This window comes from Vibrio sp. 10N.239.312.D08, from assembly GCF_041466145.1.
In the GTDB taxonomy this organism is placed as follows: domain Bacteria; phylum Pseudomonadota; class Gammaproteobacteria; order Enterobacterales; family Vibrionaceae; genus Vibrio; species Vibrio crassostreae_C.
In genome coordinates this window covers 45,567-57,515 of record NZ_JBFSSD010000001.1, presented here as the reverse complement: position 1 = coordinate 57,515, position 11,949 = coordinate 45,567, and the positions used below count along the sequence as shown (strand labels likewise).

Sequence of the window (11,949 nt, the reverse complement as noted above, 5' to 3'; positions counted from 1 at the left end):
AGGCAAAAGCCCAGTGGTGACCCGCTGGGCTTTTTTATTTATGAAAAGGGTATGCTAGAATGCTGATCACCATTCGAAAAAAGAATTCTGAAACTAAAACTTTTGGTTTCCCAAAACCTAACCTGACCAAGAGATTGGCGTTAAGCGCTTTGACATGCGTACTTGGCTATGCCGGTATGAATGCCTTCATTGAACGCTACACGATCATGATCGATTACACGGGTTACCGTTGTCTTGACGCAAGAGTTCTACTAGTTGATAAATTTGATAAGACATATGAGGTAGGCGATATCGTGGCTATTGATGGCCGTGGTGTTCCAGTATTACCAGACGAGCATCGCTACATTAAATTAGTGGCAGGGATGTCTGGTGATACCGTTACTTTTTATGGTGAACGAGTTAAATCAACAAGTGGATTCAACCGTGTGGCGCCTTTAGGGGCTGAATACGAGAATGCAAAGAAAAAGTACAACCTAGGTACTGAATGGACACTCACGAATAACGAAATTTTACTAATTGGTGATACCCCTCATTCCCTTGATGGCAGGGTGGTAGGACCAAGTAACCCTGACCATATTATCGGTAAAGCATATGTCTTACTTTAAATTGGGAGCTATTACGCTTCTAATGCTGTCTACAGGAACGATGGCAAATGGAACTAATCAAGTTCCAACCCAAACAGAAATTGAAGCTTTGAGAAGTACACATTCACAGTTTGAAGGGTTAGAACTTGATGGAGAAAGTGCTTACTCAAAATCAAAAGAGTATCTAGATAGTATTTCTACAGACCCTACAAACGTTAAGTTTCCTGGGGCAGTAGTTTTTACTAAAGACGACGCAAAGCTATTTAGTGAGTCTTACAAGAAAGCACAAGAATTAGGTTTGGCAGAAAAAGATAAGCCTGAGTGGATACAACCAAACGCAAACTCCAAATGGATTGAAGAAAGCCAGCAAATCAGCAGTGAGGCCAATTCTTTAGTAGAGAATCGAATTCGTGAAGCATACCCAGATACCAAGGGTGAAGACATTCAGGTGGTCCGAGGAAATGACGATCAAAACGGATATTTGAACCAAAATGAGGATCTTTACTTTTTCATCTCTAGCAGTATGAAATCTAATGAGATTAGTGATGTACTTACTTCAGCGAAGCGAACTGGCGCCACAGTAGTTCTAAGGGGAATGATTCCCAATACTACTGTACTAACTGATACTTCAAGGTATCTGCTTAAAATCCTTAAAGATGCCAAATTACAAAACAGTCCACCTAAAGTAATTATCGACCCTCGCTTATTTAACATCTACTCGATTGATAGCGCACCATCAATGGTCTATGCGCGAGATGACGTAATTCAAATTGCTTCAGGTTTTGCTTCCCCTGACTGGTTTGTTGAAGAGGGTAGGGCTCTAACAGAAGCTAAAAATCTGCCATCTCTGTCGTCAACTGAAATCATTGTAGAAGAAGACCTTGTTGAGTTACTTAAGCGTAAATATGCAGAAATCGATGTAAAAGAACAGCGTAAAAAAGCAATAGCCAGTTACTTCTCTAGACAATCTTTTAAGCCATTTCCTATCCCTGAAGAAGATAAAGACTTTGAAATTGACCCTCGCATCATTTTTACAAAGGATGTTTATGCAGGTGATAAATTAATGGCTAAGAAAGGAGATATAGTAAATCCCCTTGCTGGATTTGAAGGCCATAACCGTTCCTTGTTCATCATTGACCCAAGAGACCCAAGGCAAAAATCCTTAATCAAAGACAGACTACATACCGACTCAATAGCAAACCCAACAATTGTAGTTAGCCATTTAGATGCAGATAAGCAATTCGATGGCATCGGTGAATTGCAACAAGAATTCAAACATAGAATCTACATGCTCCAACCTAGCTATGTGGACAGATTCAAAATAACGGCTCTACCAATCAGGATCGATATTGTCGGCGGTAAGGGTATTTGGATCAAAGAATACGGTGTAGAAACCTTAAATAAAATCCATGCAAAATTTCAAGGAGAAATCAGATGAATTGGCTAAGTGTAATTATTGGTATTGTGATTGGTGTTTTCATTGCAGCTCACAGCCCTGAGACTGCTGCACACATTCGCGGATACTCCCTTGAAATCATGCAAGCAGTTCAAGGAATTATTAGACAATGAAAATCTTAAAAAAGATTGGCACTGTGCTCCTTATCAATCTCCTTTTACTTTCTAAAAGTAATGCTGGAGGGTTGGATAGCGAGTGTCCCGACTCTGAATACTTCGCTGGTCTAATTACTGATATTTGTTGGACCTGCGTAATTCCTATTAGTTTATTCGGCCTCTCTGATCCACCGGAGGGGGCATACGATGAGTTCTTATGTTCTTGTCCAGACTTGCTAGGCATTCCACAGCCCGGAATGGCTGTTGGATTCTTCTCTCCAGATCAAATAATGGAAGTTAGTACGATTCCTTACTGTTCTCCAACACTCGGCGGTATTCAGTTATTTGATGACTACACTCATATTGGTACTTCAAAAGATGAAAAATCAGTAGGTGATGCCAATAGTGCAGAAAATGAACAAGCTAAACTAGTGTCTTATCACTATAACTACCTTGCATCACCAGTATTAAAAATGATGCAAGTTTTAGCCATCCCAGAGTGTGATAAACAGCCTGGTTACGTAGATTTAGATATTATGTTTATGTCACCAATGACGGTTGAGTGGTACGACGATCTTATGTCATTTGTTTTGAATCCTGATGCAGTGGCGTTTGCTAATCCTGTAGGACAAGCAATGTGTATGTACGATTGTGCTGAAACCATGTTGACTGGTGAAGCGGCGCAAACGAATTGGCATTGTGCAGGTTGTGACGGATCGTTATACCCTCTGACTGGTAACATTATGGGTGCAGCAGATAATCCAATTCAATCCAGTTCTTTAATCACTCAGCGAGCTTTGGCTAAAACGCATCGACTTGGTTTGTCACCTTTAACGATGGGCGAAGAATCTATGTGTAAATTCGTATACACACCTATGATTCCAAAATCACAATATAAGGTTCAAATGGCATTCCCTAGTACCCAAGCATCAGGCACTTGCTGTCAACCATTGGGTGAGAACTGGATGAAATGGGGTCTTGGTCGAATGGCGCCAGGGGGGGGGAAAGACACTACGTTCGTTTACAATATTTTTCGTTGGGCCGATTGTTGTATGCCACTACTATAGGGTTAAATTCTAATGTTTAGACGATTAAAACAACTTATTGTCACATACATCAGTTTAGTAGTATTGCTACTTCAAGGTGCATACTCTGTGTCAGCTCCGTATCGAGCGATGGGTTTATTAACTTCATATACGCAAGTAGTGGCAAATCCTGCGCTTCTATTTCCTAGCTTGGGAGTAGGTTTGGGGACCGCGGCATCGCTAATGTCTACCAAGACAAAAGCTACAGTTCTGGAATCACCAGATTACTCTTGTCCTTCAGGATATTTGAAGTCGGGTGGCGATTGTGTATTGAAAGAGTACAGAGAGATAATTCCTGTTTGTCCGAATGGATACACTCCAAAACTCGTGTATGAAGAATCTGTAGGTATACCAGTAAATACGTGTGTGGCTTCTCTGAATAAGACAGCTGAAGTTATTTGCTCCACTGGGTGGGAAACCGGCGGAACACACAATCAACAGTGCAGGCACGAAAAAGCCCCTGATGCTTATGGGAACTGCGCCCAAGGGTATACCAAGTCTGGAAATATATGTGTAACCCCTTGGGAGTTCCAGCAAACTAACAAGTATGTATGTGCCGATTTATGTGATGATAGCTATACGTTACCATCTCCTACTTCGAAATGCCCTGCCGAATATGATCCAATTGAAATAGCAAAAAGTTCGAATGCTGCAATATGCGGTTCAGAGTTAGCTGCTGAGGGTAAGTGTGTAGAAGGGCAAACTGTTTATGTAACAATGCCAGAACAAGAATGGGTAATTGAAAACCCGCTACAAGCCCCTTCTGCTTCAAATCCTGTAATGTGCTATCGAAAGCATTATGAGTCCCAAAAAAGGGAGTGCCCGACACCAAACAGTCACGAGCAGAGCAATGGCGAGCCTATTTGGGAGTTTCCTTCTGGGATTGATGCTGACAACCCTTCATACTGGGACGAGGAAACGGGAGAAGCCACTCATTGTATGAGAACTTCGTGGGCGGACGTCATTGTAGAGTGTAAAGAAGGACAAGTTTTTGACCCTGTACTAAACGGATGTATGTTAGCAGAATCATTGGAATGCCCTGAAGGTACACAATATTCCAACGGTCAATGTCTTGGTGGAGACGGAAAGCAATGTCCTAAAACGCACGAATACGACGAAAAATCTGCCATGTGTGTTCCGAAACTTACAGACCCAAATGACTTTGACCAGCAATATAGGTCAGGCGCAGACTTGGCGTGGGCTATTGGTGGCCTCCAAAACAGTAAGAAGCAACAAGCCAATTCTCAAGGAGACGTAACCCTGTCTATGGGCTTGCTTAACCAAGAAGCTGATGCCAACTTGCAAAGTAAAGCAGACGACTATAAAAATGTTGTTGCAATTGGAGAAAATGATAGAACCCACAATCAGTATGCAAGCATAAATCAGACTTTTGGAGATGAAAGGAATCAGACGTCAGTAATACAAACAAACCACGCCTCTTATACGTCTTATCTAAATGACCCGAATGCCGAGAATCAAAATTTAGCGGCTGAAGCATATGCTTTGGTAGACGACACTATTGACAAAAATAGACCTCCTGAAATTGACCCTAATAATGACTGGCTTGATAACAGCCGAGACATTATTGAGGGAATAGGGAATGGTACAGATCCATATTTTGGAGATTGTGAGGAGAACGGCACGAAAAAAGTTCTTAACCCAGATAAACAAATAGTAACTCAACATACTTGTACTCAACCTGTGGTTAAAAACTTTAGTTCTTGTGAGGTTTCACGCTATATAGAAGAACCCGTATTAAAAATTATCGAAGGAGCAGATAAGGCTGAAGTAGAAATTATCGCGAACGACAAAATAAGAATCACAATGGGGGAGATTTGCGATAACTGTCTAAATGACGGAGGTACGCCTTGTAAAACTTACCAGCAAAGTGTGGTCGTTCAGATGATGAATGATGTGCAAGTTATAGATGCTCGCTTTAAGAAATCTCTTTATGACGACATGATCGTGATCGCTGCTGATGGAAACGAAGTGTTTAGAGCTGCGAAGTCACCGTGGGACCAATCTGGTTGGCCAGCACCGGGACAAAGTTGTGAGAACGGTACTTCTTATACGTGGAATGGTGACAAGGATGTAACCACAGCATTTCAAGACGCCTTAGCTAACGATAATCGAATCGACTTTAACTATAAAATTGGGGTTGGCGGCGGTGGCGAGGCTCATGCTGTTGTTGAGATCCAATTCGATAGAGATATTCGTACGGATTGGTACGATGAACCTAGATACCAACCAGAAGATTGCTTTGCTCGATACCAATCAGGCGAATGCACTGCATCAAGCTGGGAGTGTGACATAGAAATGCCACCACAAACCCTTGGGATGGAGCATTGGGAAGAATGGGATGGCGTAAAAAATTGGAATATTACGAACCAAGGCTATGATGCTCGCTCGACTCAAAATGGACCATTTTCAGCTTATGGATCGATGACAGATGTAGGGGAACTTTGGTTTAAAGGCGATGTTACAGTCCCTTCCGATGATGATGATTCATTTGGCTTTATGATTGGGTATCCAGAGGAACCGTATTTCAATAAAGATCCTAACGACTCGAATTACAATCCGAATGCTGATGACGATGAAAACAATCATTATTATGTATTGCTATGGACTTCAAACCACGGTGGAAGTAATGGGAGTTATTACGGCTTGTCCTTCTACAAGAGTTATGTACCGTATTCAACTTTGGAGTCGAGATTTCCTTCTTATTGGGGCATCAATTTCCATAGCGACATGTATGAGACAGACCGTTTTGGTAATAATGTAAAGGTATTAGACGTCATTCAATCAGATCGATCACCGTGGTCGCCTGGAAGGAAGTATGAGATTGAATACAAGCAAGACCAATTTGGATACATAAGATTTTGGATTGATAGCCTCCTAAGAATCGAAATCACACCTGAAATAGAAAAGGTCAAAACAGGTCGGTTCGGCTTTGCAACAATATCATTGAATAATGTGTTATTTGAGGGGATGGAAAAAATCGTTCCTTATGATTTCGGCCCTCTATTCCCTGGTGACTCTGATCCATCAAAATGTATTGTAGGTCATGCAAAAGATTTCAGGTGCGGGGTTCTTGCTTCAAATAATTCAATACTTGGTCCGCACGGGTCGGTTTGGAATCTGGAGGATATAAAGAACCAAGAAGATACTTGTGAGCAATATTCTAATAGAGAAGACTGTTCATGGGCCGGAAGGGAATGTGTAGAAGGGTTTGAACAACCTGACGGCTCTTGTTTAATGGAGCAAGAAGTATGGGAGTGTGTCGATAATTCACAAGCTTGGGAAGAAGTTCCAATGGAAACTACATGTGACTTTCTCCCATGCAGTGATGGTAATTGTGAACATCGAGGCGATGAAGAAAATACCGATTTTGGCGACGCAATAACGCAGATTGGTATTATTAATGAAATGAAGGAGTTCATTGATTGTTCCGATCCGGATGACGTTAATACATGCCAGGTCTATCGAGGTGAAAAGCGAGTTTGTTCTTATGACCAATTTGGCATGATCGATTGCTGTGAAGAGTTTAAAGGTAAGACTCTAGACCTGTTTGCTTTCACAACCGCTATGTTTACAGTGATGAGCTTTGAAACTGAAATGAATAACTCTGAATCAAGCCTAGCTAACCAAGCTATGAATACAGTAGAGGGTTGGTTGCCAGAAGTTGATCTATCAGATTCTTACATAGGTGGTATTGGACAAGAAATCGATGGTTTATATACGGATGTGAAAACCGGTACCTCAGAGTTTGTGGATTCTGCATGGGAAGCTGTTGGCTTTGCTGAAGACCAGAAAACCAATAGCCAGCACGACACTGCGGGTGGTGAGTCTGATGTTTCTAAATCTCCAACAGGAGAAGACGGTATGCCATCTACATCAGATCGTATTATGGATATGGCGTTAGGGATGATTAAAGGTCGTGTAATTGAATCAATGGTAAGCCTCGCGGTAGACCTTGTTGTTCAAATGCTTCCAGAGATGATGCAACAAGCTGTACTCGATGCAGGTATGGCATTGGCAAGTGAACAAGCAGCCAAAGAACTTACAAAAACAGCAACGGAACAAAGCGTAGAGGCAGCTGCCCAAGAAGCAGCGACCCAAATGATTGGTCAAATGGTTGCATTTATGGGAATGGTTTCAATGGCGATGGCGATTATTTCTATTGCACAAATGCTCTATCAGTTATTGAATGGCTGTGAAGAATCTGAAATGGATATGCCGCAAATCTTAAAGGAGAAACGTTGTTTTTACGGGTATACAAAGGATTGTAATAAGAAACTTGGTATTTGCACTCGTAAATATGCTAAGCAATGGTGCTGTTTCTCATCATTAATGTCCAAGTTGATAATGGAGCAAGCAACCAAGCAGCCAAATGTTTTTGGGGGTAGATCTTACTCAAATAAAGAATGGATAACAGAACAAAACTGTCGAGGTCTTACGCTGGGGGAATTACCGTTAGTCGATTTCAATGAGATAAATCTTGATGAATGGTACGATCTCATGGTCCAAAGCGGTGCTTTGCCAGACGGTACCGAAACTCTAGAAGAGTGGACTCAAGAAAACTCATTAGCTAATCCGCATGGTCGTATAGACTCCTTAACGGTACAAGAATCGCGCGGTCTAGACGGTATTACTGATTACCATTCAGCTATGGACGCGGAAGACGTCATGGGACAGATTGACTGTTCACAAACATCTAATTCCTATGGATGCCGAACCGGTATATTGGACGACTAAAACAAAGAGCTCGCATTGCGAGCTCTTTTTCTATCACACTTATGAACACCTAATTAGAGTATGAGCAGATTTACTTATAACCGTACTCTAGAAATGTATTTTGCTCTAGGCTGTAAACTGAAGATTGAGGTTTTAGAATCCAAGGGTCAACGAAAGCATCTCTTTGCTTATCATCTAATGTTGAAATGTATTGGAATGACTTACGACCTCTCAAATATGGTTCTTCTGGTAATACAACAAACATATCCTTACCGTCATCAAAATCTGCTAATTTTGAAAGTGGGAAAGTCAAAGGTAAAGAGATAGTAGAAACAGTGAACTGACCTTTAGGTAGAATGTTATTGTAATCTAAGTCGTTATTCCAAGTATTGTAAAATGGAAAGGAATACAATGCGCAACTTGCGTTTTTGTAGTTTAATTCTTCCACTTTGAGGTCAAATATTTCAGAAGCTTTCTCATGCTTATGGCAAGCATAAATGGAATCAGAACTTTCTACAAAAGGAGCGACAACAAGGTTACTAGATAGGTCTGAAGCGGTACCAATGGTTTTGGTTTCAACGCCAATTCTATTGTATGCAAAAGAAATTGCCTTATTTAAATCGTTTCTAGACTTAACTAGGGCATTTTTGACGGATTTATGGTCTAAAGAATCTACCTTATTAAATTTTACCAACTCTATGCGAAGATAAGAGGGGGCCACATCATTTCGGTTTCGTTCAAGGCCCATAACGTGAGTCATTCCTTCACCGATTGAAACACGACCAGTCATCATACTTATAAGTTGAAGGCTTTGTGCAATTGTAACATCGCTATTAATCAAAACGTCTGCAGAACGATTTCTATCAAAGTCATTAAAGCCAGCCACCTTAACGCCGGTCGTCACAGTGCCGACGTGAGCTGCATCACTATTCTTGGAAGTTAATAAGTATTCTGAAGTAGTTTTCAAGTTATCAATTGATGATTGAGCTTTATCTTGAGTGCTTGCACAGCCAGATAAAATGGTTGAGGCCAAAATCGCAGCAGTAGAGTATTTAAGCTTGAGTTTCATTTAAATCGTCCTGTTGATTTCTTTAATATGTGCTCACTGTATCATGGCAACACATTTTTTAGCTGATCGCCAATGTATATTAGGAACCGTAAATGAACTGAGACCTAGTTTGATTTTGGCGCCTTGAAATTGTATTGTTTGTTCCCCACATAATAAAATTATTATTGCTATATGTCATTAACCGACCGTCAACAAGCTGTTGTTGATACACGGGGTCATTGCGCCTGCATAGCATTGCCTGGCTCTGGAAAATCGCATACCTGTGTTCATCATATTGTCGAACGCTTAAATACTGTACCCAATTGCTACTATCAAGCCATTAGCTTTACCCGGAAAGCGGCGGCAGAACTGCGTGAAAGAATCATCGGAGAGATTGGTTATGAACGATACAAGGCGCAAGTGAAGGTATCGACCTTTGATAGTTTGTTTATACAGCAACTAAAAGCGGCTAGTAATGGACAAAAAATTCAAATAATGAGCAACCCTGAGAAACACAATCTCATCCGACGCACTTTACAGCATCTAGATTTGCCGAAAGAGTCAAAGATTAAACATCAGGACGCGACAAAATTTATCGATTACTTCGGTGGCTTCATCGAAATCCCTCAAGTGGAAGTAGACAATAACCCTGTTGGGTACAAAATCTATGCACAATTCGACGCATTTCGTCGTGAGAAAAAAATGTGGGACTTTCCCTCAATCGCTAAAGTTGTTGTTAGAGGCCAAGAGACAGGTGCAATTCCTCTGCTCAATATTACCCATCTCCAGTGTGATGAATTTCAGGATACTTCTGACATTCAATACCGTTGGGTAAAAGCCTATGCAAATCCAAATGCAAATGTAGAAGTAATCACAGTAGGTGATGACGATCAGAGCATCTATAGTTTTAGGGGTTCTAATGGCTATGAAAACTTCTTAAACTTTAAGGAAGACTTCAAGCCAACTATGCACGTTCTTAACACCTGTTTTCGATGCAAACCGGGCATTCTTTATGCTGCCAAACACTTAATTGAGCATAATGAAAATCGAGTACAGAAGGATATGAAAAGTATCGTCGACAAGGGTGGCGTCGTTAAACTGCATGCGTTCAAAGACGATAAAATCGAGCTTGAGGAAATCGCTTTATGTTTAATGGAACAAACCAATTACAATGATTGGGCGGTATTGGCACGCACAAACAAGCGACTCTGGAATTTAGCAGCTCTTCTTACTGCAATGGAAGTACCATTTACAACCAAAGAGACTGAAGGCCTGCTAAGTAACCCATTCGTAGATATGGTCTACAAGATAGTTAAATCGTATTTAATCCAGAGTAAAAAGCACGCTCCAGATATTCTTTCTTGGCTGGGGGCTAAAGAGGAAGAGATACAGCTATCCAGAGAGGGAGGGGGGTTAAGCCGTAGATTCAGTATGGCCAACTATGAACTCCCTGATGGACAAGATCTGCCGACAACAATAGATGAACAGCTATTCAGTGCTTGGTCTGAGTTTATCTCTGGAGGCTTGTTAACAAACGATGGTATCCGCCAGTTAGATAACCTTATTACAGGCTGTCGAACATTGAACAAAGGTGAATTGAAGTTACTTCAAATAACAACCGATATTATGCGCTCTGCAAATCAAGACATGTTTGAAGACAGCATGAGAACTTTTTGCAAGATGGTAGAGAATGGCCAGAAGACCCGCGATGACGATGAAGATTCAGAGGATGATGAAGAAGCAGTGGAGCTACTTACACTTCATAGCTCTAAGGGACTCCAGTGGAAAAACGTGTGGATTATGGGATGTACTCTAGGTCAACTACCTGCACCACCTAAAGACGAAGTTGAAGATGAGGATGCTTATGAAGCCGAAGAGCGTCGCTTGTTGTTTGTGGGTATGACAAGGGCTATGGACCACTGCTCTATGTCTTACACCACCGGCAAAGAGTCGATCTTTATCAAAGAACTTCGCCCATTCCTAGATTCTGATGAATACTTGAAATATCTACGCTAAAATATAAGCCCCTGTTATTGACAGCGATGGCAGGGAGCTATAACATCAATTCAACACTTCGCTCCGGCCAGATGGAGCACCTATAAATATAGGCTTGCTATGTTAACCGATAAACATATGCACTCTGCGCGGGCTTTCTATCTATACCTACTCTCTAGTAAAAATACCTAAGAGCTATCTCTTAGGTATTTTTACTCGTTCTCTCCCAACACATTTTTGATTTACACATCAAATCTAAGATTGATCACAATCTACTTTAACCATCATATTAGATTGGTTTCGGTTTATTGAGTGGTTGTAACTTCGGTTACGCGTATCCCCACTGAACGGAAATGATATACAAACAAACTTCACAAAAATCGCAACTTAGAGAGATCTAGATATGTCGATAAAAAAACAACCTAGCAGGGTATAACACCCTAAGGGTCGTTCCTCTGCTTTTTAAAAAATTTAAAAAATAGAGGTGATTATATGTTCGATCTACAATTATTGGCTTTCATAGCCCAAACCAAAATCCAAAAACTTCACTTATTTGTTGCTGGTACCGAGTTTAAAAAATTCAAGTTAGCATCTGCTAAATACTTGGATAAAACAGGTAATGCTTTTTTCACTGGCGGTCTATTTGGTGCATTCATCAACCAAGACCAAATGTGGATTTGTTTAGCTGCTGCTCTAATTGGATTCATCCAAATGCAAATCGCTGATAAACTAAACAAAAAGTAACATCACAATAGTAACTTGGAGGTTACTTTATGGATACGCTATTTATTATAGGACTATTAATTGCCGCTTTCGGCCTAGTAGTTCTTTATTTACCTAGCATTCTCAGCCTAGTAGAACGTTTTCTTTCTAAGCTGACAAAATAATTTAACACTAGTTAAGCTCTCTGCTTAACACCCTAAGAGGGAACCATGAATCCCTCTAGGGATGA

At 40.9% G+C, this 11,949-nt stretch carries 8 protein-coding genes; 7 read left to right on the top strand and 1 reads right to left on the bottom strand.

Features of this window, described 5'->3' with window-relative positions; all coding sequences use genetic code 11:
- Nucleotides 1–59 precede the first annotated feature (59 nt).
- The 5 genes from AB6D58_RS00325 to traN all read left to right on the top strand — a co-directional run bounded on the left by AB6D58_RS00325 (nucleotide 60) and on the right by traN (nucleotide 7,975).
- Nucleotides 60–605, top strand: coding sequence for a S26 family signal peptidase (locus tag AB6D58_RS00325; protein WP_372155994.1), 546 nt, complete (start codon nucleotides 60–62; stop codon nucleotides 603–605).
- Complete coding sequence (locus AB6D58_RS00320; RefSeq protein WP_372155993.1) at nucleotides 592–2,022, top strand: TrbC family F-type conjugative pilus assembly protein; 1,431 nt, start codon at nucleotides 592–594, stop codon at nucleotides 2,020–2,022. Before AB6D58_RS00325 ends, AB6D58_RS00320 begins: the two co-directional genes overlap by 14 nt.
- Complete coding sequence (locus AB6D58_RS00315; protein WP_372155992.1) at nucleotides 2,019–2,153, top strand: hypothetical protein; 135 nt, start codon at nucleotides 2,019–2,021, stop codon at nucleotides 2,151–2,153. Before AB6D58_RS00320 ends, AB6D58_RS00315 begins: the two co-directional genes overlap by 4 nt.
- Complete coding sequence (locus AB6D58_RS00310) at nucleotides 2,150–3,202, top strand: TraU family protein (protein WP_372155991.1); 1,053 nt, start codon at nucleotides 2,150–2,152, stop codon at nucleotides 3,200–3,202. The genes AB6D58_RS00315 and AB6D58_RS00310 overlap by 4 nt, the downstream gene beginning before the upstream one ends.
- Before the next feature lie 201 nt (nucleotides 3,203–3,403).
- Nucleotides 3,404–7,975: a conjugal transfer protein TraN gene (gene traN, locus AB6D58_RS00305; RefSeq protein WP_372155990.1), complete on the top strand. Its 4,572-nt coding sequence runs from the start codon at nucleotides 3,404–3,406 to the stop codon at nucleotides 7,973–7,975.
- A 70-nt stretch (nucleotides 7,976–8,045) separates the two neighbouring features.
- On the opposite strand, the gene AB6D58_RS00300 is transcribed toward traN, so the two are convergent.
- Nucleotides 8,046–9,023 (bottom strand): hypothetical protein, encoded by a 978-nt coding sequence (locus AB6D58_RS00300; RefSeq protein ID WP_372155989.1) that lies wholly within the window; start codon nucleotides 9,021–9,023, stop codon nucleotides 8,046–8,048.
- A 171-nt stretch (nucleotides 9,024–9,194) separates the two neighbouring features.
- On the opposite strand from AB6D58_RS00300, the gene AB6D58_RS00295 reads away from it, so the two are divergent.
- Nucleotides 9,195–11,018, top strand: a complete 1,824-nt coding sequence (locus AB6D58_RS00295) for a UvrD-helicase domain-containing protein (RefSeq protein WP_372155987.1) — start codon at nucleotides 9,195–9,197, stop codon at nucleotides 11,016–11,018.
- Nucleotides 11,019–11,489: 471 nt separating this feature from the next.
- The gene (locus AB6D58_RS00290; protein WP_372155986.1) at nucleotides 11,490–11,741 is read left to right on the top strand and encodes a hypothetical protein; all 252 of its coding nucleotides are present in this window, start codon (nucleotides 11,490–11,492) and stop codon (nucleotides 11,739–11,741) included.
- The last annotated feature ends 208 nt before the right edge of the window (nucleotides 11,742–11,949 follow it).

Coding starts and splice junctions, on each gene's coding strand:
- AB6D58_RS00325 (WP_372155994.1), top strand. CDS start 60: ATGCTGATCACCATTCGAAAAAAGAATTCTGAAACTAAAACTTTTGGT.
- AB6D58_RS00320 (WP_372155993.1), top strand. CDS start 592: ATGTCTTACTTTAAATTGGGAGCTATTACGCTTCTAATGCTGTCTACA.
- AB6D58_RS00315 (WP_372155992.1), top strand. CDS start 2,019: ATGAATTGGCTAAGTGTAATTATTGGTATTGTGATTGGTGTTTTCATT.
- AB6D58_RS00310 (WP_372155991.1), top strand. CDS start 2,150: ATGAAAATCTTAAAAAAGATTGGCACTGTGCTCCTTATCAATCTCCTT.
- traN (WP_372155990.1), top strand. CDS start 3,404: ATGTCTACCAAGACAAAAGCTACAGTTCTGGAATCACCAGATTACTCT.
- AB6D58_RS00300 (WP_372155989.1), bottom strand. CDS start 9,023: ATGAAACTCAAGCTTAAATACTCTACTGCTGCGATTTTGGCCTCAACC.
- AB6D58_RS00295 (WP_372155987.1), top strand. CDS start 9,195: ATGTCATTAACCGACCGTCAACAAGCTGTTGTTGATACACGGGGTCAT.
- AB6D58_RS00290 (WP_372155986.1), top strand. CDS start 11,490: ATGTTCGATCTACAATTATTGGCTTTCATAGCCCAAACCAAAATCCAA.